Here is a 20007-nt window from a genome sequence, read left to right as displayed (position 1 = left end):
CCGCGCAAATTAGCCCCTGGCGCTTTGCCTTCCGCTCCGTCACAGTCCCCTCAAAGATTAGAACAAATGTTTGAAGGGAGAGAGTCAGCATGGCCGACGCGCGTGCGTCCGGCGGCGAACGGCCGCTTTATTCGAATGGCTACAAGGCGACGGTGCTGGGACTGCTGCTGGCCGCCTACACCTTCAACTTCATCGACCGGACGATCATCGCCACCATCGGCCAGGCCATCAAGGTCGACCTGAAACTGACCGACACCCAGCTGGGCTTGCTGGGGGGTCTCTATTTCGCCCTCCTCTACACCGTCCTGGGCATCCCGATCGCGCGTCTGGCCGAGCGCTGGAACCGCGTGACCATCATCTCGCTGTCGCTGGTCGTCTGGTCAGGCTTCACGGCTCTATGCGGCGCGGCGACCAGCTTCGCCCAGCTGGCCCTGTTTCGTTTCGGCGTCGGGGTCGGCGAGGCCGGCTGCTCGCCGCCCAGCCACTCGCTGATCAGCGACTACTACGAGCCCAAGAAACGCGCCTCGGCCCTGTCGATCTACTCGTTCGGCATCCCGCTGGGCACCATGTTCGGCGCTGTCGCCGGCGGCTGGCTGGCCCAGGAGTTCAGCTGGCGCGTGGCGTTCATCATCGTCGGCCTGCCCGGCGTGATCCTGGCCCTGATCGTCAAGCTGGTGATCAAGGAGCCGCCGCGCGGCCATTCCGAGATCGTCGAGCGCCCGATCGAACCCGAGAACCTCGTGGTCGAACCCGCGCCCAAGCCGGCCTTCTCGATGACGACCGAGTTCAAGGAGCTGTGGGCGGTCTTCAAGATCCTGTTCTTCAAATGGCCGGTCCTGCACATGGTGCTGGGCGTGACCATCGCCTCGTTCGGCTCGTATGGATCCGGGGCCTTCGTGCCGTCCTACTTCGTGCGGGCCTTCGGCCTGGGTCTGGCGCAGGTGGGCCTGATCACCGGCCTGATCGGCGGCTTCTCGGCGGGCGTCGGCACCCTGATCGGAGGCTTCCTCAGCGACTGGGCCGGCAAGCGCAGCGTCAAATGGTACGCCTGGGTCCCCGCCATCGGCCTGATCATCTGCACGCCGATCTACATCCTCGCCTACCTGCAGAGCGACTGGCAGGCGACGGCGATGATCCTGCTGATCCCCGGCATCTTCCACTATGTCTACCTGGCCCCCACCTTCGCCGTGGTTCAGAACTCGGTGGAGCCGCGCCGCCGGGCCACCGCCACGGCGTTGCTGTTCTTCTTCCTGAACCTGATCGCCCTGGGCGGCGGACCGGTGTTCACCGGCTGGCTGATCGACCATCTCGCTCAGTACCACTTCAACACCCCTGACGCGGCCGGCGTTGTCCACAGCCTGCTGGGCTCGTTTGGCGTCGAAGGCGGCCAGAGCTTCGCGGCGACCTGTCCCGGCGGCATCGCGCCCAAGGGCTCGGCGCCCGAGCTGGCGGCCCAGTGTCGCTCGACCCTGGCCCTGTCCAGCCAGCAGGGGATCATCATCTCGCTGTGCTTCTACGCCTGGGCCGGCGTCCACTACGCCCTGGCCGCCATCGGCATGGTCAAGCACATGAAGTCGCGCGAAGCGGCGTAAGTAATAAGCCTCTTCCCTTGACTCCCGGGGCGGGCGGGCCGAAACGCCCGCTCATGATCAGCCGCTACGCCCGCCCCGAAGCCGCCGCCATCTGGTCCAGCCAGACCAAGTACAAGATCTGGTTCGAGATCGAGGCCCACGCCGCCGACGCCATGGCCGAGATCGGGACCATCCCGAAGCTCGCCGCCGAGACGATCTGGGAAAAGGGCCGCGACGCGGTCTGGGACAGCGACCGCATCGACGAGATCGAACGCGTCACCAAGCATGACGTCATCGCCTTCCTGACCCACGTGTCGGAAATCGTCGGCCCGGAAGCCCGCTTCCTGCACCAGGGCATGACCAGCTCGGACGTGCTGGACACCTGCTTCGCCGTGCAGCTGTCGCGCGCCACCGATCTTCTGCTGGAAGACGTCGACCTGGTCCTGAAGGCGCTGAAGCGCCGCGCGCTCGAGCACAAGATGACGGTCTGCGTCGGCCGCAGCCACGGCATCCACGCCGAACCGATCACCTTCGGCCTGAAGCTGGCCGGCTACTACGCCGAGTTCCAGCGCGCCAAGGAGCGCCTGGCCATGGCCAGGTTCGAGATCGCCACCTGCGCGATCTCCGGCGCCGTCGGCACCTTCGCCAATGTCGATCCGCGCGTCGAGCAGCACGTGGCCGACAAGATGGGCCTGGCCGTCGAGCCGGTCTCGACCCAGGTGATCCCGCGCGACCGCCACGCGGCCTATTTCGCCGCCCTGGGCGTCGTGGCCTCGTCGGTCGAGCGCCTGGCCACCGAGATCCGCCACCTGCAGCGCACGGAGGTCCTCGAAGCCGAGGAGCCGTTCGATCCGGGCCAGAAGGGCTCGTCGGCCATGCCGCACAAGCGCAACCCGATCCTGACCGAGAACCTCACGGGCCTGGCCCGCCTGGTTCGTTCGGCTGTGGTCCCGGCCATGGAGAACGTCGCCCTCTGGCACGAGCGTGACATCAGCCACTCGTCGGTCGAGCGCGGCATCGGCCCCGACGCCACCATCCACCTCGACTTCGCCCTGCGCCGCCTGGCCGGCGTCATCGAGCGCTTCAACATCTATCCCGACAACATGGCCAAGAACCTGGACAAGCTGGGCGGCCTGGTCTTCTCGCAGCGCGTCATGCTGGCCCTGACCCAGGAAGGCGTGTCGCGCGAGGACGCCTATGCCGCCGTGCAGGGCAACGCCATGAAGGTCTGGCGCGGCGAAGGTCGCTTCATCGACTTCCTGAAGGCCGACCCGGTCGTCTCCAAGGCCCTGTCGGACAGCGTGCTCGAAGAGCTGTTCGACTACGGCTACCACACCAAGAACGTCGACGTGATCTTCAAGCGCGTCTTCGGCGAGCAGGCCTGAGCATGAGCGAACCGCCGGTTCTCCGCCTCAATCCGGCGCTGGATCCGGCGGCCTTCGCGCAAGCCTATGCGCGCGAGGGCGTGGTGCGTATTCCCGAGGCGTTCGAGCCGGCGGTCGTCGATCGCCTGGCCGGCATTCTCGAACAGACCATCGACTGGGACATTATCTGCTCGAATGAGCGCGGCGGGGCCGAGATCATCACCCGCGCTCGCCGGGCCGAGCTGGGCGACCCGGTGGTGGCCGGCAAGCTGCAGGCGGCCACGGTCCGCGCCCGCGCCGGCTTCGCCTATGTCTATCTCGGCTATCCGATGATCGACGCCTATGTCGAAGGCCGCGACCCGGGCCATCCGATCCACGCCCTGACCCAGTTTCTGAACAGCCCCGAGTTCATCGCCTTCGGCGCCGCCGTCACCGGCGAGAGCGGGATCACCAAGATCGACGGCCAGGCGACCTGCTATCGTCCTGGCGACTTTCTGACCCAGCACGACGACACCGGCGTCGGCGAGCGCCTGGCCGCCTACACTCTGGGCCTCACCCGCCAGTGGCGCCCGACTGGGGCGGCCAGCTGTTGTTCCATGACGATAACGGCGACGTCGCGCGCGGCTTCGCGCCGGCGTTCAATGTCCTGACCCTGTTCAAGGTCCCCCGGCAGCATTCGGTGGCCCCCGTCGCGCCCTATGCCGGCGCCCGCGCCTGACGGTCACCGGCTGGCTGCGCAACGATCCGCCCAATGGCGCCGGCGCCCCCATTGGCGGCTAAGCGCGGCTTCCCACCGGTCGTCGACGCGAACACGCGTGTTCTCGTGCTGGGCAGCCTGCCCGGCGAGGCCTCGCTCGCAGTCAGGCAATACTACGGCAATCCGAGGAACGCCTTCTGGCGGCTGATGGAAGGCGTGATCGGCGCGCCGCTCGCGCCGCTGGCCTACGAGGCCCGGCTGGCGACGCTGCTCGAACACGGGGTCGGCCTGTGGGACGTGATCGCCGAGGCCAAGCGCGAGGGCAGTCTGGACGCGGCTATTCGCGACCCGGCGGCCAACGACCTGCAAGCGCTGATCGAGACCTTGCCGGCGCTGCGGTGTGTCGCCTTCAACGGCGGCGCGGCGGCGAAGCTCGGCGCGCGGCTGATCGGCGAGCGGACGCCGACGATCGCCCTGCCTTCGTCCAGCCCCGCCCACGCGGCGCGGAGCTTCGGCGAGAAGGCGGACGTGTGGGCCCGCCTCAAGACTTTTCTCGTCTCATAGTCCCGGTTCGGGCGAGCCGGCGACGACATTACGGGAAATTCATCTGCGCGTCGGCCGCGCTTGGGGCAGCATCCCCGGCTCAGAGGGGTATTGGGATCCTACACATGCGCATCTTCCTACTGGCCGCCGTTTCCGCGGCTGCGATTTCCGGCGCGGCCTTCGCCGCCGATAAGCCGATGTACGGGACCTGGGGCGTCGACCTCACCGCCCGCGACCTGGCGGTGAAGCCGGGCGACGACTTCAACAAGTTCGCCAATGGCGCCTGGGAAAAGCGCACCACCATCCCGGCCGACCAGGCCTCGGCCGGCGTCGGATACGACGTCTACAACCGCTCGCAGGATCAGCTGCGCACCTTGATCGAGACGGCCGACGCCTCGACTCCGATCGGCGCGCTCTACAAGAGCTTCACCGACGAGGCCAAGGTCGAGCAGGTCGACGACGCGCCGCTTAAGGTCGATGTGGCGGCGATCCAGGCGATCTCGTCCAAGGCCGAACTGGCCAAGGCCATGGGCCGCGCCCACGGGGGCTTCGGCCCCGACCTGTTCTCGCTGGACATCTATGCCGACGCCCGGACGCCTGAGATCAACACCCTCTATATCGGCCAGTCGGGCCTCGGTTTGCCCGACCGCGACTACTATCTGACCGACGGCTTCAAGCCTCAACTGGACGCCTACAAGGCCTTCGCCGAACGGGCGCTGAAGATGACCGGTCATGCCGACCCGGCCAAGGCCGCCGCCGACGTGATCGCCTTCGAGACCGCCATCGCCAAGGTCAGCTGGCCGGTCGCCGACCGCCGCGACATCGAGAAGTCCTACAACCCCGTCACCCTGACCGAGCTGCAGGCCTATGCGCCCGAGGTTCCGTGGGCGGACTATCTGGCCGCGGCGGGCATTACTGGCCGTGACCAGGTGGTGCTGGGCGAGAAGACCGCCGTCCGCGACATCGCCAAGCTGTTCGCCGCCACGCCGCTGGAAACCCTGAAGGCCTGGCAGACCGTGCAGGGCGTCCAGGAGATGTCGCCCTATCTGTCCAAGCGCTTCGTCGACAGCCGCTTCGAATATGTGAAGGTGCTGAGCGGCCAGACCCAGCTGCGCCCCCGCTGGAAGCGCGGCGTGCAGCTCGTCGACGGCAGTCTCGGCGAGGTGGTCGGCCAGACCTATGTCGCCAAGTACTTCCCACCCTCGTCCAAGGCCCAGATGGTCGAGCTGATCGCCAATCTGAAGATCGCCATGGCCGAGCGGATCCAGAAGGCGCCGTGGATGGCTCCGGCCACCAAGCAGGCGGCGCTGACCAAGCTGTCGAAGATGACGGTGATGGTCGGCTATCCGGACAAGTGGCGCGACTATTCGGCCCTGAAGCTGGACGCCGGCGACCTCTACGGCAATGTCCGCCGCAGCGGCGCCTTCGAGTGGGCCTATGCCCTGAACGACCTGGGCAAGCCCGTCGACCACGCCAAGTGGGGCATGACCCCGCAGACGGTGAACGCCTACAATGGCGGTCTGGAGAACAAGATCGTGTTCCCGGCCGGCATCCTGCAGGCGCCCTATTTCGATCCGGCCGCCGACCCGGCGGTGAACTACGGCGCGATCGGCGCGGTGATCGGCCACGAGATCAGCCACGGCTTCGACGACCAGGGCCGCAAGATCGACGAAACCGGCAAGCTGCGCGACTGGTGGACGGCCGAGGACGCCAAGCGCTTCGACAGCCAGGCCGCGGTTCTGGGCGCGCAATATGACGCCTACGAGCCGGTGCCCGGGATGCGCATCAACGGCCAACTGACCATGGGCGAGAACATCGCCGACCTCGCTGGCCTGCAGGTGGCCTACGACGCCTATCACGCCTCGCTGAAGGGCAAGCCCGCTCCGGTCGTGGCCGGCATGACCGGCGACCAACGCTTCTTCCTGGCCTTCGCCCAGGCCTGGCGGGACAAGTCGCGCCCCGACTCGCTGAAGCAGCAGATGGCCTCCGACCCGCACGCGCCGTCGAATTTCCGGGTCATCGGCCCGACGCGCAATGTCGACCCCTGGTACGCGGCCTTCGGCGTCAAGCCAGGCGACAAGTTCTACCTGCCGCCGGAGAAACGCTCGCGCATCTGGTAGCCGCGGAACTGACCAACCGAAAAGCATGGGCGGGGGCGTCGCATCGGCGCCCCGCTTCGTGTTTGCGGCTCCGCCTTTCTCGGCGCACCCTCTCTGCGACCTCGGAGAGAACATGACTTTCGCCTCGACCATCGGCGCGACAACATGGCGGTTCGACGGCCTGGCCGATCTGCTGGCCAAGGCTTCTCCGCCGCGCTCGGGCGACGCCCTGGCCGGGATCGCCGCGACCAGCGCCCAGCAGAACGTCGCCGCCAAGCAGGCTCTGGCGGACGTCCCCCTGAAGGCCTTCCTGTCCGAGGCCCTGATCCCCTACGAGATCGACGAGGTCACCCGTCTGATCCTGGATAGCCATGACCCGGCGGCCTTCTCGCCCGTGTCATCCCTGACGGTGGGCGAGTTCCGCGACTGGCTGCTTTCGGAAGCCGCGACACAAGCCGCCCTCGCCCGCCTCGCGCCGGGCTTGATCCCCGAGATGGCCGCCGCGGTCAGCAAGATCATGCGCAACCAGGACCTGATCCTGGCCGCCAGCAAATGCAGGGTCGTCACGAAGTTCCGCAATACGATCGGCCTGCCAGGGACCATGGCGGTGCGGCTGCAGCCCAACCACCCGACCGATGATCCGACCGGAGTCACCGCCTCGATCCTGGATGGGTTGCTGTACGGGTGCGGCGACGCCGTGATCGGCATCAATCCGGCCAGCGACAACCTGTCGGTGCTGGGCGACCTCCTGCGGCTGATGGACGACCTGATCCAACGTTTCGAGATCCCCACCCAGTCGTGCGTCCTGACCCACGTGACCAGCGCCGTGGACCTGGTCGAGCGCGGCGCGCCGGTGGATCTGGTCTTCCAGTCGATCGCCGGAACCGAGGCGGCCAACGCCAGCTTCGGCGTCACCCTGGCCCTGCTCAAGGAAGGGCTGGACGCCGGTCGCTCGCTCAAGCGCGGCACGGTCGGCGACAACGTCATGTATTTCGAAACCGGCCAGGGCTCGGCCCTGTCGGCGGGGGCCCATCACGGCGTCGACCAGCAGACGCTCGAAGCCAGGGCCTACGGCGTTGCGCGCGCGTTCGAGCCGCTGCTGGTCAATTCCGTCGTCGGCTTCATCGGCCCCGAGTACCTGTATGACGGCAAGCAGATCATCCGCGCCGGGCTTGAGGACCACTTCTGCGGCAAGCTCCTGGGCGCGCCGCTGGGGGTGGACGTCTGCTACACCAACCACGCCGAGGCCGATCAGGACGATATGGACACCCTGCTGACCCTGTTGGCCGCGGCGGGCGTCACCTTCGTCATGGGCGTGCCGGGGGCGGACGACGTGATGCTGAACTACCAATCCACCTCGTTCCACGATGCGCTCTATGTCCGTGAGCTGCTGGGCCTGAAGCGCGCGCCCGAGTTCGAGGCCTGGCTGGAGCGGCTGAGGATCACCGAGCCCGACGGTCGCCTGGCCTCGCCACGGGCCGGCCATCCGTTGCTGGCCAGCGCATGAGCCGGCTGGTTCCGCCCGATCCCTGGTGCGCCTTGCGCGCGCGCACCCCGGCCCGCATCGCCATTGGTCGCTCCGGGTCCAGCCTGCCGACCCGCGAGGTGTTGGCCTTCTCGCTGGCCCACGCCCAGGCCCGCGACGCGGTCCACACGCCGTTCGCGGCCGAGCAGGTCGCCGCCGGGATCGAGGCGCTGGGCGTCCCCACGCTGCGCGTCGACAGCGCCGCGCCCGACCGTGCGACCTATTTGCGCCGGCCGGACCTGGGCCGCCGCCTTTCCGACGCCAGCCGCATCGCCCTGGCTGCGGCGCGCGGTCCGGCCGACCTGGCGATCGTCGTGGCCGACGGCCTTTCGAGCACGGCCGTCCACGCCCACGCCGCGCCGCTGATCGCCGCCCTGCTGCCCTACGCCAGAACCGAAGGCTGGAGCCTCGCGCCCATCACCGTCGCCAGTCAGGCCCGCGTGGCCCTCGGAGACGAGGTCGGCGAGCTGCTCGGCGCGCGGCTCGTGTTGCTGCTGGTCGGCGAACGGCCGGGCCTGTCCTCGCCCGACAGCCTCGGGGCCTACCTGACCTTCCAGCCGCGCGTCGGGCGCACCGACGCCGAACGCAACTGCGTCTCCAACATCCGCGCCGAGGGGCTTTCCTATGATAGGGCCGCCTTCAAGCTGGCCTGGCTGATGCGCGAGGCCTTGCGCCTGTCGGCCACCGGCGTGTCGCTGAAGGAAGAGAGCGACATCGAGGGTCTGCCTGAAGCCATCGCGCAACCGGCGATCGCCCGCGATTTGGACGAACCGCGTTCGCCGTGATGAAATAGTAAACGGCGATCGGGGTCGGGCGACCGACAGATCCTCCAGGACTCGTCCGCGGACGGACGCGGGGCGCACCCTCGACGTCCAAGATCATGGAGGGACGGGTCATGAGCGAACCAGGACCGGGCGGCGGCGTCAGCTACGAGACCGTCGACGACGGCTATTTCGAAAAGCGCGGCCTCAAGCGCTACGCGGGCGTGTTCTCGCTGTGGGCGCTGGGCGTCGGCGCCGTGATCTCGGGCCAGTTCTCCGGCTGGAACCTGGGGATGGGCGTCGGCGGCTGGGGCGGCATGCTTGTCGCCACCCTGATCATCACCGTCATGTATCTGGGCCTGACCTTCTCGATCGCCGAGATGGCGGCGGCCCAGCCCCACACCGGCGGCGCCTATTCGTTCGCGCGCTCGGCCATGGGTCCCTGGGGCGGCTTCATCACCGGCCTGTGCGAGAATGTGGAATATGTGCTGACCGCGGCCGTGGTCTGCTTCTTCATCGGCAGCTATCTGGGCGGGATCTTCGAGACGCCGGCCTGGGTCCAACCGCTCTACTGGATCGGGGCCTATGTCGTGTTCGTCGGCCTCAACGCCGGCGGGGTGGCGATGTCGTTCCGCTTCACGGTGTTCATCACCCTGCTGGCCCTGGCCTGTCTCGTCGTGTTCTGGGTCAGCGCCTTCCCTCACGCCGACTTCGGCAGGTACGCCCTGAACGTCGGCCCCGGCGGGACCGAGCTGAAGGACGGCCACGGCCCCTTCCTGCCGGCCGGGATCGGCGGCGCCCTGGCCCAGCTGCCGTTCGCGGTCTGGCTGTTCCTGGCCATCGAGCAACTGCCGCTGGCCGCCGAGGAATCGCACACGCCGCAGCGCGACCTGCCCAAGGGGATCATCCTGGGCATGCTGACCCTGATCGTCTCGGCCCTGCTGGTGCTGTGGCTGAACAGCGCGATCCCCGCCGGGACCTTCGCTCTCTCCAAGTCGGGCGAACCGATCCTGGACGGCTTCCGGGCGATCTACGGCGGCTCGCTGGCCAAGCTCCTCTCGGCGATCGCGGTGGCGGGCCTGGTGGCCAGCTTCCACGCGATCATCTTCGCCTATGGCCGGCAGATCTATTCGCTGTCGCGGGCTGGCTATTTCCCGCGCGCCCTGTCGGTGACCCATGGCGTGCGCAAGACCCCGGACGTGGCCCTGATCACCGGCTCGCTGGCCGGCCTGGCGGTGATGCTGGTCGTCTGGTTCGCCCTCGGCGCTGAGAAGGGCGCGGCGGTGATCGGCGGAACCCTGCTGAACATGGCCGTCTTCGGGGCCATGCTGTCCTATGTCGCCCAGGGCGCGTCCTACATCCTGCTGCGCCGGAAGCTCCCGAACCTGGAACGGCCCTACAAGAGCGTGTTCGGCGTGGCCGGGGCCGGCGTGACAGTCATCATCTCGCTGGTCACGATCTTCTACCAGCTCAAGGATCCGGTCTATCGGACCGGTGTCATCGGGGTGGCGATCTGGTTCGCGGTGGGAATCGCCTACTTCGCCGCCGTCGGCCGCAAGAAGCTGGTGCTGTCGCCCGAGGAGGCCTTCGCCATCAACGGCGGCAAGGCGGCCTACGAGAGCCACTGACCATGAAAAAGGCCGCCCCTAGGGGCGGCCTCGTTCAGATCATCAAGGCTTGAGGCTTATTCGCCGGCCTTGATCTGCTCGCGCGCGACGGCCAGCAGTTCGTCCATCTTCATGCGGACCTCGCCCTCGGAGGCGGCGACGCCCGAGCCCTTGAGGTCCTCGAAGACCTTCCGCAGCACGTCCTCGTCGCCCGGCTGTTCGAAGTCGGACTTCACCACGGCGCGCGCGTATTCCTCGACGGTGGCCAGGCCCATGAGACCAGCCGCCCATTCGCCCAGCAGGCGGTTACGGCGCGCGGCCGCCTTGAACTCGATTTCCTGGTCGTGCGCGAACTTGCGTTCGAAACCCTGTTCGCGTTCGTCGAAGGTGGTCATGAAGGCCCCAAAGTCGCCGAGACCCCGTCGCGGCCAAATAAAAGTATCTGGCGCGATAGGCTCTAATTCCAAACGTTTAGAGCATGATGGTCGCCGAAACCGGCGTCCACTTTCGACTATCACGCTCTTACGCCGGCTGCATATCCTGCGACGGTCTCCGCCGCAATCGGCGGATAAGCCGCAGATGACGTTTCCAATCATAACCTAGCCCAAAACACCGGCCGAAAGTTGTCCTTCGTTTGCGCGGCTGCGCTGATTCAGGTAGGTTCCGCGCGACATTTTCCAGTGAGCGGCCTTGAGTCGAACGCCGCGCGCAGCTATCCGCCGCGCGCGCTTTTCGTTTCTCCGGAAGATTCCGGACTTGAGGAGCGGCGCGCGCTTACAGAAGGGCCTCGACGAGAGCCATGACGACCCGTCGCAAGAAGATCTACGAAGGCAAGGCCAAGATCCTCTACGAGGGCCCCGAGCCCGGCACCCTGATCCAGTACTTCAAGGACGACGCGACGGCCTTCAACGCCCAGAAGAAGGCCATCCTGGAAGGCAAGGGCGTCATCAACAATCGGATCAGCGAGTACATCATGACTCGCCTGAACTCGATCGGCGTCCAGAACCACTTCATCCGCCGCCTGAACCTGCGCGAGCAGCTGATCAAGGAAGTCGAGATCGTCCCGCTCGAGGTCGTGGTGCGCAACATCGCCGCCGGCTCGATCGCCACACGCCTGGGCCTGACCGAGGGTCAGCCCCTGCCCCGTTCGATCATCGAATTCTACTACAAGGACGACAAGCTGGGCGACCCGATGGTCTCCGAGGAGCATATCACCGCGTTCAACTGGGCCGCGACCCAGGAGATCGACGACATGATGGCCACCGCTCTGCGGGTGAACGACTACCTGTCGGGCCTGTTCAGCGCGGTCGGCATCACGCTGGTGGACTTCAAGATCGAGTTCGGCCGCATCTACGAGGGCGACTTCTCGCGGATCATCCTGGCCGACGAGATCAGCCCCGACAGCTGCCGCCTGTGGGACACCGTCACCAACGAGAAGCTGGACAAGGACCGCTTCCGTCGCGACCTGGGCAATGTCATCGAGAGCTATACCGAGGTGGCCCGCCGCCTGGGGATCATGAAGGAAATGCCAACCGTCATCCAAGGCGGCGTGCACTAACCCTTCATCTGGAAGCAGCGCGGCCCGGAGCGCCGCGCGGGGAGAATCTGTCAGTGAAAGCCACCGTCCACGTGTTCCTGAAGCCCGGCGTGCTCGACGTTCAGGGCAAGGCCGTCGAGAACGCCCTGCATGGCCTGGGCTGGCCGTCGGTGAAGGACGCCCGCGTCGGTCGCGTCATCGAGTTCGACCTCGACGCCGCGGACGCCGAAGCCGCCAAGGCCGAGGTCAAGACCATGTGCGAAAAGCTGTTGGCCAACATGGTCATCGAAAGCTACCGCATCGACATCGCCTAGAGCCCTTTCGCTTTAGATGGAGTCATCCAAAGCGTTCAAAAGGGCTCTAAATGTCTCATTCTAGAGCGCGATCTAGGCGCTGAAGCTGGCCCTCAGCGCCGCCAGGCTGGTCTCCCGGATGGGCTCCAGGTCCATGCCGGGATCGACCAATAACTGGGTCGAGAGCCCCAGCAGCAAAGACCCCACCATCAACGCGACCGCGTCGGCGTTCAGCCCGGCGCGGATCACGCCCTCGCGCTGCCCCCGCAGGACCAACGCCTCCAGGCGGGTCTCGACGTCCCTGTGCGCGGCCGCGAACGGCGCGCGCAGGTCCGAGACGTCGGACACCGCCCCGGCCATCAGCGTGAAATAGGCCCGCATCTCGCCGTCGCGCGTCAGGTTGCGCAGGAAGACGTCGACGAAGCCCAGCACGGCCTCCAGGCCGTCAAGGGTGTCCAGCTGGCGGGCGTCCAGCAGCGCCTCGAACCCGCGCCCCCAGCCGCGCGATCAGCGCCTCGATCAGCCCCTGCTTCGAACCGAACCTCTGGGTGACCAGCCCCCGGCTGTAGCCAGCGCGCTGGCCGATGCTCTCGAAGGTGGCCGCCGCCACGCCGCGCTCGGCGATCAGCTCGGCCGCCGCCCGCAGGAGCTCGCTCTCAGATTGCTGGCGGCGATCGAGCTGGGTTCGGCGCGCGGCGGGCGCCTTAAGGGTTGTCGTCATCTTGCGGAACATAGTTATTTGTTGGACAACAAGCAAATAAGAAGGACGGCCCCTAGGCCGCCGGGAGGAACGAGGAGCCGCCATGACGATCTCGACCGACATCGCCAACACCATCGTCGACCCGAAGGCCTATGCCGACGGCGATCGCGTCGACCAGGCTTTCGCCCAGCTGCGCCGCGAAGCGCCGCTGGAGGTGGCCCAGCCCGACGGCTTCGATCCGTTCTGGGTGGTGACCCGCCATGCCGACATTCTCGAGGTCGAACGCCAGAACGAGCTGTTCCACAACGGCGACCGCGCCACCGTGGTGACCACGATCGAGGCCGACAAGAAGGTCCGCGAGATGATGGGCGGCTCGCCCCACCTGGTCCGCTCGCTGGTCCAGATGGATAACCCCGACCACTTCGCCTACCGCAAGGTCACCCAGGGTTCGCTGCTGCCGCAGAACCTGCGGGCGCTGGAAGCGCGGATCCGCGAGATCGCCCGGGGCTTCATCGACCGCATGGCCGAGCACGGCGACCGCTGCGACTTCGCCCGCGACGTGGCCTTCCTCTATCCCCTGCACGTGATCATGGAGGTGCTGGGCGTCCCGGAAAGCGACGAGCCCCGGATGTTGAAGCTGACCCAGGAGCTGTTCGGCAACGCTGACCCGGACCTGAACCGGTCCGGCAAGTCGGTCACCGACGTCAACGAGGGCATCGACAGCCTGCAATCCGTCGTCATGGATTTCATGATGTACTTCAACGCCATGACCGAGGACCGCCGGGCCAAGCCGCGCGACGACCTGGCCAGCATCATCGCCAATGGCAAGATCAACGGCGAGCCGATGGGACATCTGGAGGCGATGAGCTACTACATCATCGCCGCCACCGCCGGCCACGACACGACCTCCTCGACCACCGCCGGCGCGCTGTGGGCCCTGGCCGAGAACCCCGACCAGTTCGCCAAGGTCAAGGCCGATCCGTCGCTGATCCCCGGCCTGATCGAGGAGTCGATCCGCTGGGTCACGCCAGTGAAGCACTTCATGCGGACCGCCACCGCCGACGCCGAGCTGGCGGGCCGCAAGATCGCCAAGGGCGACTGGATGATGCTGTCCTACCCGTCCGGCAACCGCGACGAGGCGGTGTTCGAGGACCCGTTCAAGTTCCGGGTCGATCGCACGCCCAACAAGCATGTGGCCTTCGGCTACGGCGCCCATATCTGCCTGGGCCAGCATCTGGCGCGGATGGAGATGCGGGTGCTGTGGGAAGAACTGTTCGCTCGCCTCGACAGTGTCGAACTGGACGGCCAGCCCACCCGCATGGTCGCCAACTTCGTCTGCGGCCCGAAGTCGGTGCCGATCCGCTTCAAGATGCACTGAGGGCGGGACGATGAGCGCGGAACCCTTCAAGGTCTGGCAGTGCCGCACCTGCGGCTACATCTACGACGAGGAACAGGGCGATCCGGACGAGGGCTTGGCGCCAGGAACCCGCTGGGCCGACATCCCCGATGGCTGGATCTGTCCGATGTGCGGCACGCCCAAGTCCGACTTCGACATGATCGAGCTGTAGGAAATCTCCACCGCCCCTCTTCCGCCCGAAGCTTCGCGGCACAATGTTCGGCGGGCGGGCGGACGAAAGGGAGACGGCGATGAGCGCGAAGTTCCATCTGGCGCAGGTCAATGTCGGACGCTTGAGAGCCCCGATCGATCACCCGATGATCAAGGACTTCGCCGACAATCTCGACCGCATCAACGCCCTGGCCGAATCCTCGCCGGGTTTCGTCTGGCGCCTGAAAGGCGACGGCAACAACGCCACGGATCTGGCGATCGATGACGATCCGCTGTTCATCCCCAATCTGTCTGTCTGGGAAGATATCCCGTCCCTCGGCGCCTTCGTCTACCGAAGCGTCCACATCGAAATCATGCGCCGCCGCCGCGAGTGGTTCGAGTCTATGGATCTCTACATGGCCCTCTGGTGGGTCCCCGCCGACCACACGCCGACGGTCGAAGAGGCCTTGGAGAAGCTCGCCCTGCTCGAGGCCCACGGCCCGACGCCGGCCGCCTTCACCTTCAAGTCGCCCTTCCCGCCGCCTACGGGCGAGACGGTCGAGCCCGAGCTCGACGAGTGCGCATGACTTTCCCGCCGCGCGGGACTGACATCCCGGCCGAACGGTGCTACAGGCCCGCGCCATGAAAGCCGCCGTCGTCGTATTCCCCGGTTCGAACTGTGACCGCGACTGCAAGGTCGCCATCGAGCGCTCCGCCGGCGCCCGCGTCGAGATGGTCTGGCACCAGGAGACGGCGCTGCCGGACGACCTGGACCTGATCGTCCTGCCCGGTGGCTTCTCGTACGGCGACTACCTGCGCTGCGGCGCCATGGCGGCGCAGAGCCCGGTCATGAAGGAAGTGGTCGCAGCCGCCGACAAGGGCGTGGCGGTCGTCGGCATCTGCAACGGCTTCCAGGTCCTGACCGAGGTCGGCCTGCTGCCCGGCGCTCTGCTGCGCAACGCCGGCCTGAAGTACGTCTGCAAGGCCGTCGACCTCGATATCGTCAACGGCCAGACCCGCTTCACCGCCGGTTACGGCGAGCAGCGCGAGGCGGTCATGACCGTCGGCAACGGCGAGGGCAACTACTTCGCCGACGAGGAAACCCTCGACCGGATCGAGGGCGAGGGCCAGGTGGTGTTCCGCTACAAGCAGAACCCGAACGGCTCGGCCCGCGACATCGCCGGCATCGTCAACAAGGGCGGCAACGTGCTTGGCCTGATGCCCCATCCGGACCGCGCATTCGATCCGGACTTGGGCTCGGAAGACGGCGCGGTGCTGTTCCGCAGCATCTTCCAGAGCGCCTGAGCTCGCCTTCCGCCCGCGGAGCAAAAAGTGGGCTGAAGACCGCTGTTACAGTGTAGCAGCCCCAAAGTCCCAGGCCTAAGGTGCCCGCCTCTTCAGGAGGGCCAACCATGAGTTCTCGTCTCCACCCTGCGCGCCGGCCTGCTGGCCGCCGTGGCCATCGCCGCGTTCGGCGCGACCGCCCACGCCCAGACGCCGCCGCTCGCGCCGGACATCGCCGGCAAGTACGTCGCCGCCAAGATCAACTACGACTACGAAAAGCGCGTCGTGATGGTCCCGATGCGAGACGGGACCAAGCTCTACACCGTCATCGTGATCCCCAAGGGCGGCAAGAATCTGCCTATCCTGCTGACCCGCACGCCCTACAACGCCGCCAAGCGCGCCGCACGGAACGACAGCTCGAAGATGGTCGCGGCCCTGGCTCAAGGCGACGAGGTTTTCGTGGCCGACGGCGGCTATATCCGCGTGTTCCAGGACATTCGCGGCAAGTACGGCTCGGAAGGCGACTACGTGATGACGCGCCCCCTGAAGGGCCCGCTGAATTCGTCCGAGGTCGACCACTCCACCGACGCCTACGACACCATCGACTGGCTGGTGAAGAACGTGCCGGAGACCAACGGCAATGTCGGCATGTTGGGGTCCTCGTACGAGGGCTTCACCGTCGTCATGGCGCTGGTCAATCCGCACCCGGCGCTAAAGGCCGCCGCGCCGATGAGCCCGATGGTCGATGGCTGGATGGGCGACGACTGGTTCCACCACGGCGCCTTCCGCCAGCCGAACTTCGACTACTTCACCGGCCAGACAACCGTGCGCGGCGCCGGCGAGGGCGTGCAGCGCCAGGGCTATGACGACTATTCCAACTTCCTGAACGAGGGTTCGGCCGGCGACTACGCCAAGAACCACGGCCTGGACGCCCTGCCCTTCTGGAAGAAGATCAGCGAGCACCCGGCCTATGACAGCTTCTGGAGCGAGCAGGCCCTCGACAAGACCATGGAGAAGACGCCGCTGAAGGTGCCGACCATGTGGATCCAGGGCCTTTGGGACCAGGAGGACATGTGGGGCGCGGTGCACTCGTACCCGGCGCTGGAGTCCAAGGACAAGAACAACGACATGAACTACCTGGTGCTGGGCCCATGGCGGCACAGCCAGGTGAACTACGACGCCTTCAACCTGGGCCCGTTCAAGTGGGATGGCGACACCGCCCTGCAGTTCCGCCGCGACGTGCTGAAGCCCTTCTTCGACCAGCACCTGAAGGGCGCCGCCAAGGCCGACACCCCGCCGGTGCTGATCTACGATCCCGGCCAGAACAAGTGGAACCGCTACGCATCGTGGCCGCAAGGAAAGACCAAGAACCTCTATCTGGAAGCCAAGGGCGGCCTGGGCTTCGAGGCCCCGGCGGCGGCCAAGGGCGCGGGGGCCTATGACGAGTACGTCTCCGATCCCGCCAAGCCCGTGCCTTACATCCCGCGCCCGATGCAGTTCGGCGACCGCAGCCGCTGGACTCAGTGGCTGGTCACCGATCAGCGCGGCGTCGACGGCCGCCCGGACGTCCTGACCTACACCTCCGAACCGCTGAAGGAGCCGTTGAAGATCGCCGGCGTGCCCAAGGTCAATCTGGTCGCCTCGACCAGCGGGACGGACAGCGACTGGGTGGTCAAGCTGATCGACGTCTATCCGGACGAGGTTCCCAGCCAGCCGGAACTGGGCGGCTACCAGCTGGCCGTGGGCATGGACATCTTCCGCGGCCGATATCGCGAGAGCTTCAGCGATCCCAAGGCGATCAAGCCGAACACCCCGCTGAAGTACCAGTTCATCCTGCCGACGGCGAACTATACCTTCCAGCCGGGCCACCGGATCATGGTGCAGGTCCAGTCCAGCTGGTTCCCGCTCTACGACCGCAACCCGCAGACCTTCGTGCCGAACATCTTCTTCGCCAAGCCGGCCGACTATGTGAAGGCCACCCAGAGGGTGTTCCACAGCGGCGCTGACGCCAGCTTCATCGAACTGCCAGTGGTGGACGCCAAGTAGCGGTCCCGCTGGTTGCCAACCCCAGCCGGACGCGCCAACGTCCGGCTGGGAAGGGGACCATCATGACCATCGTAAAGACACTGGGCGCCGCGGGCCTCGCGGCGTTGCTGATGACGAGCGCTGTTCACGCGCAGAAGGCGCCCAAGCCGAGCGCCTATAACGAGACGCCCGCCAAGCTGATCGAGTCGACCGAGGGTTTCGACTTCGAACGCAGGGACGTGATGATCCCGATGCGCGACGGCGTGAAGCTGCACACCGTCATCCTGGTCCCCAAGGGCGCCAAGCGCGCGCCGATCCTGCTGACCCGCACGCCCTACAACGCCACGGAGCTGACCAGCCACGCCGCCAGCGGCACGCTGTCCGCCGTCCTGCAAGGCTACGACAACGCCGCCGACGTCATCGTCGAGGGCGGCTATATCCGCGTCGTCCAGGATGTGCGCGGCAAGTATGGGTCGGAAGGCGACTACGTGATGAACCGGCCCCTGCAGGGGCCGCTGAACCCGACCAAGGTCGATCACGCCACCGACACCTACGACACCATCGACTGGCTGGTGAAGAACATCGCCGAGACCAACGGCAAGGTCGGGATCCTGGGCATCTCGTACGACGGCTTCCTGCCGCTGATGGCGCTGGTCAATCCGCACCCGGCCCTGAAGGTCTCCGTGCCGATGAACCCGATGGTCGACGGCTGGATGGGCGACGACTGGTTCCACCACGGCGCCTTCCGCCAGCAGAACCTGCCCTACATCTGGGAACAGCAGGCCACGCGCGACAACAGCGCCAAGTGGTGGTCCAACACCCACGACGACTACGACCTCTATCTGCGCGCCGGGTCGGCGGGCGAGTTGGCGCGCCAGCGCGGCCTCGACCAGCTCGGCTTCTGGCGCAAGATCGTCGAGCACCCCGCCTACGACGCCTTCTGGCAGGAGCAGGCCATGGACAAGGTCCTGGCCAAGCAGCCGCTGAAGGTTCCGGTCATGCTGGTCCACGGCCTGTGGGATCAGGAGGACATCTATGGCGCCCCGGCGGTCTACAAGGCGCTGAAGCCGCTCGACACGGCGGGCGACAAGGTCTTCCTGGCCATGGGTCCTTGGTTCCACGGCCAGCAGATCGAGGACGGCTCGACCCTGGGCGCGATCAAGTGGGATGCCGACACCGCCAAGCAGTTCCGCCATGACATCCTGGCCCCGTTCCTGGCGCGTTACCTGAAGGACGACGCGCCAGCCGCCGATATCGCCACCGTCAACGCCTTCGAAACCGGGACCAACACCTGGCGCAAGCTGGCCTCGTGGCCGCTCTCCTGCGAGACCTGCGCGGCCAAGCCCAAGGCGCTGTACCTGCAGGCTGGCGGCAAGCTGTCGTTCTCACCGCCCGCCGTAGGCGGGACAGCCTACGACGAATATGTCTCCGACCCCGCCAAGCCCGTGCCGAACCGCGCGCGGCCCAGCCAGCCGGTCGGATACGATCCGCCGTTCACCTGGACCCAATGGCTGGTCGACGACCAGCGCGAGAGCTCGGGCCGAACCGACGTCCTGACCTTCACCACCGATGTACTGACAGCTCCCGTGCAGATCTCCGGCGAGCCTCTGGTTAATCTGATCGCCTCGACCAGCGGCACGGACAGCGACTGGGTCGTGAAGCTGATCGACGTGTATCCGGACATGGTCCCGGCCCAGCCGGACATGGGAGGCTACCAACTAGCCGTATCGATGGACATCTTCCGCGGCCGATATCGCGAAAGCTACAGCGATCCCAAGGCCATCACGCCGGACAAGCCCCTGCCCTATCGGTTCGGCCTGCCGATCACCAACCATGTGTTCAAGCCCGGCCACCGGATCATGGTGCAGATCCAGTCCAGTTGGTTCCCGCTCTACGACCGCAACCCGCAGACCTTCGTGCCGAACATCTTCTTCGCCAAGCCGGCCGACTATGTGAAGGCGACGCAGCGGGTGTTCCACAGCGGCGCGGACGCCAGCTTCATCGAACTGCCGGTGGTGGACGTGAAATAAGACAGAGAAAGGCCGGCGGGGTCGCCGCCGGCCTTCCTTCTACGGAGAGGATCAATCAGGTCAGCGGTCGCCGCGCCTGACGTTCTCATCCTGCGGGTTGGCCTGACCGCCGGGGTTGCGGCCCTGCTCGTCCTGCCTGACGCCGTCTTCCCTCGCCCCGTCTTGCCTGGGCTGGCCCTGCTGCTGTTGCTGGCCGGGCGTTCGGCGTTGCTGGTCGTTCTGCTGCTGCGGCGGATTGCGGTTGTTGTCAGCCATCGGGCTTACTCCTTCTACACAGCGCGCTCGTGACGCACGGAGATAGAACGAGCTCGGACTTCGCGACGTTCCTACGGTCGAGTCGCCTTAATTCAGGCTAAGCTTCGGAATCTAAACAGCTTTGCCAGAAATCTCCGTCGCGCTGCCTTGATTGCCGGCGACCGAAACGT

At 66.6% G+C, this 20007-nt stretch carries 17 protein-coding genes and 2 pseudogenes; 16 read left to right on the top strand and 3 right to left on the bottom strand.

Annotation, left to right across the window (positions count from 1 at the left end):
* Positions 1 to 89 precede the first annotated feature (89 nt).
* The 8 genes and pseudogenes from ACHMW8_RS15025 (at position 90) to ACHMW8_RS14990 (ending at position 10188) form a co-directional block, all read left to right on the top strand.
* Positions 90 to 1592 (top strand): spinster family MFS transporter, encoded by a 1503-nt coding sequence (locus ACHMW8_RS15025; RefSeq protein ID WP_395442985.1) that lies wholly within the window; start codon positions 90 to 92, stop codon positions 1590 to 1592.
* Between the two features lie 53 nt (positions 1593 to 1645).
* On the top strand, positions 1646 to 2956 hold the full coding sequence (purB, locus tag ACHMW8_RS15020; protein ID WP_125156321.1) for an adenylosuccinate lyase: 1311 nt from the start codon (positions 1646 to 1648) through the stop codon (positions 2954 to 2956).
* A gap of 2 nt (positions 2957 to 2958) precedes the next feature.
* A pseudogene (locus tag ACHMW8_RS15015) lies at positions 2959 to 3715 on the top strand (2OG-Fe(II) oxygenase).
* Positions 3687 to 4196, top strand: coding sequence for a DNA-deoxyinosine glycosylase (locus ACHMW8_RS15010; protein WP_125156319.1), 510 nt, complete (start codon positions 3687 to 3689; stop codon positions 4194 to 4196). The pseudogene ACHMW8_RS15015 and the gene ACHMW8_RS15010 overlap by 29 nt, the downstream one beginning before the upstream one ends.
* Before the next feature lie 104 nt (positions 4197 to 4300).
* A complete protein-coding gene (locus ACHMW8_RS15005; protein WP_395442984.1) occupies positions 4301 to 6295 on the top strand; it encodes a M13 family metallopeptidase in 1995 nt (664 codons plus the stop codon).
* A gap of 112 nt (positions 6296 to 6407) precedes the next feature.
* Complete coding sequence (locus ACHMW8_RS15000) at positions 6408 to 7781, top strand: ethanolamine ammonia-lyase subunit EutB (protein WP_395442983.1); 1374 nt, start codon at positions 6408 to 6410, stop codon at positions 7779 to 7781.
* Complete coding sequence (gene eutC, locus ACHMW8_RS14995) at positions 7778 to 8584, top strand: ethanolamine ammonia-lyase subunit EutC (protein WP_395442982.1); 807 nt, start codon at positions 7778 to 7780, stop codon at positions 8582 to 8584. The genes ACHMW8_RS15000 and eutC overlap by 4 nt, the downstream gene beginning before the upstream one ends.
* Before the next feature lie 110 nt (positions 8585 to 8694).
* The gene (locus ACHMW8_RS14990; RefSeq protein ID WP_125156315.1) at positions 8695 to 10188 is read left to right on the top strand and encodes an amino acid permease; all 1494 of its coding nucleotides are present in this window, start codon (positions 8695 to 8697) and stop codon (positions 10186 to 10188) included.
* Positions 10189 to 10244: 56 nt separating this feature from the next.
* Here ACHMW8_RS14990 and ACHMW8_RS14985 read toward each other — a convergent pair whose 3' ends face one another.
* Positions 10245 to 10562 (bottom strand): DUF1476 domain-containing protein, encoded by a 318-nt coding sequence (locus tag ACHMW8_RS14985; protein WP_125156314.1) that lies wholly within the window; start codon positions 10560 to 10562, stop codon positions 10245 to 10247.
* A 404-nt stretch (positions 10563 to 10966) separates the two neighbouring features.
* Between ACHMW8_RS14985 and purC the strand changes: the two genes are divergently transcribed.
* Both purC and purS read left to right on the top strand, forming a co-directional pair.
* Positions 10967 to 11725 carry a phosphoribosylaminoimidazolesuccinocarboxamide synthase gene (gene purC, locus ACHMW8_RS14980; protein WP_125156313.1) on the top strand — a complete coding sequence of 253 codons (759 nt, stop codon included), beginning with the start codon at positions 10967 to 10969 and terminating at the stop codon, positions 11723 to 11725.
* A gap of 53 nt (positions 11726 to 11778) precedes the next feature.
* Positions 11779 to 12018: a phosphoribosylformylglycinamidine synthase subunit PurS gene (purS, locus tag ACHMW8_RS14975; protein ID WP_395442981.1), complete on the top strand. Its 240-nt coding sequence runs from the start codon at positions 11779 to 11781 to the stop codon at positions 12016 to 12018.
* Between the two features lie 72 nt (positions 12019 to 12090).
* Here purS and ACHMW8_RS14970 read toward each other — a convergent pair.
* Positions 12091 to 12718, bottom strand: a pseudogene (locus ACHMW8_RS14970) (TetR/AcrR family transcriptional regulator).
* Between the two features lie 82 nt (positions 12719 to 12800).
* On the opposite strand from ACHMW8_RS14970, the gene ACHMW8_RS14965 reads away from it, so the two are divergent.
* From ACHMW8_RS14965 to ACHMW8_RS14940, 6 genes are all read left to right on the top strand, one after another.
* On the top strand, positions 12801 to 14075 hold the full coding sequence (locus ACHMW8_RS14965) for a cytochrome P450 (RefSeq protein ID WP_395442980.1): 1275 nt from the start codon (positions 12801 to 12803) through the stop codon (positions 14073 to 14075).
* A 10-nt stretch (positions 14076 to 14085) separates the two neighbouring features.
* A complete protein-coding gene (locus ACHMW8_RS14960) occupies positions 14086 to 14265 on the top strand; it encodes a rubredoxin (protein ID WP_125156309.1) in 180 nt (59 codons plus the stop codon).
* A gap of 79 nt (positions 14266 to 14344) precedes the next feature.
* Positions 14345 to 14830, top strand: coding sequence for a DUF3291 domain-containing protein (locus ACHMW8_RS14955; protein ID WP_395442979.1), 486 nt, complete (start codon positions 14345 to 14347; stop codon positions 14828 to 14830).
* 55 nt (positions 14831 to 14885) lie between these two features.
* On the top strand, positions 14886 to 15548 hold the full coding sequence (gene purQ / locus ACHMW8_RS14950; RefSeq protein ID WP_125156307.1) for a phosphoribosylformylglycinamidine synthase subunit PurQ: 663 nt from the start codon (positions 14886 to 14888) through the stop codon (positions 15546 to 15548).
* A 150-nt stretch (positions 15549 to 15698) separates the two neighbouring features.
* Positions 15699 to 17573 carry a CocE/NonD family hydrolase gene (locus ACHMW8_RS14945; protein ID WP_395442978.1) on the top strand — a complete coding sequence of 625 codons (1875 nt, stop codon included), beginning with the start codon at positions 15699 to 15701 and terminating at the stop codon, positions 17571 to 17573.
* Positions 17574 to 17635: 62 nt separating this feature from the next.
* The gene (locus tag ACHMW8_RS14940; RefSeq protein WP_395442977.1) at positions 17636 to 19582 is read left to right on the top strand and encodes a CocE/NonD family hydrolase; all 1947 of its coding nucleotides are present in this window, start codon (positions 17636 to 17638) and stop codon (positions 19580 to 19582) included.
* 60 nt (positions 19583 to 19642) lie between these two features.
* On the opposite strand, the gene ACHMW8_RS14935 is transcribed toward ACHMW8_RS14940, so the two are convergent.
* Complete coding sequence (locus ACHMW8_RS14935; RefSeq protein ID WP_125156304.1) at positions 19643 to 19837, bottom strand: hypothetical protein; 195 nt, start codon at positions 19835 to 19837, stop codon at positions 19643 to 19645.
* Positions 19838 to 20007 lie beyond the last annotated feature (170 nt).

The organism is Caulobacter sp. UC70_42, from assembly GCF_044056025.1.
GTDB lineage: Bacteria > Pseudomonadota > Alphaproteobacteria > Caulobacterales > Caulobacteraceae > Caulobacter.
The sequence above is the reverse complement of the archived record's forward strand: the minus strand, read 5'-3'. Positions and strand labels throughout refer to the sequence as shown.

Coding starts and splice junctions, on each gene's coding strand:
- ACHMW8_RS15025 (WP_395442985.1), top strand. CDS start 90: ATGGCCGACGCGCGTGCGTCCGGCGGCGAACGGCCGCTTTATTCGAAT.
- purB (WP_125156321.1), top strand. CDS start 1,646: ATGATCAGCCGCTACGCCCGCCCCGAAGCCGCCGCCATCTGGTCCAGC.
- ACHMW8_RS15010 (WP_125156319.1), top strand. CDS start 3,687: ATGGCGCCGGCGCCCCCATTGGCGGCTAAGCGCGGCTTCCCACCGGTC.
- ACHMW8_RS15005 (WP_395442984.1), top strand. CDS start 4,301: ATGCGCATCTTCCTACTGGCCGCCGTTTCCGCGGCTGCGATTTCCGGC.
- ACHMW8_RS15000 (WP_395442983.1), top strand. CDS start 6,408: ATGACTTTCGCCTCGACCATCGGCGCGACAACATGGCGGTTCGACGGC.
- eutC (WP_395442982.1), top strand. CDS start 7,778: ATGAGCCGGCTGGTTCCGCCCGATCCCTGGTGCGCCTTGCGCGCGCGC.
- ACHMW8_RS14990 (WP_125156315.1), top strand. CDS start 8,695: ATGAGCGAACCAGGACCGGGCGGCGGCGTCAGCTACGAGACCGTCGAC.
- ACHMW8_RS14985 (WP_125156314.1), bottom strand. CDS start 10,562: ATGACCACCTTCGACGAACGCGAACAGGGTTTCGAACGCAAGTTCGCG.
- purC (WP_125156313.1), top strand. CDS start 10,967: ATGACGACCCGTCGCAAGAAGATCTACGAAGGCAAGGCCAAGATCCTC.
- ACHMW8_RS14965 (WP_395442980.1), top strand. CDS start 12,801: ATGACGATCTCGACCGACATCGCCAACACCATCGTCGACCCGAAGGCC.
- ACHMW8_RS14960 (WP_125156309.1), top strand. CDS start 14,086: ATGAGCGCGGAACCCTTCAAGGTCTGGCAGTGCCGCACCTGCGGCTAC.
- ACHMW8_RS14955 (WP_395442979.1), top strand. CDS start 14,345: ATGAGCGCGAAGTTCCATCTGGCGCAGGTCAATGTCGGACGCTTGAGA.
- purQ (WP_125156307.1), top strand. CDS start 14,886: ATGAAAGCCGCCGTCGTCGTATTCCCCGGTTCGAACTGTGACCGCGAC.
- ACHMW8_RS14940 (WP_395442977.1), top strand. CDS start 17,636: ATGACCATCGTAAAGACACTGGGCGCCGCGGGCCTCGCGGCGTTGCTG.
- ACHMW8_RS14935 (WP_125156304.1), bottom strand. CDS start 19,837: ATGGCTGACAACAACCGCAATCCGCCGCAGCAGCAGAACGACCAGCAA.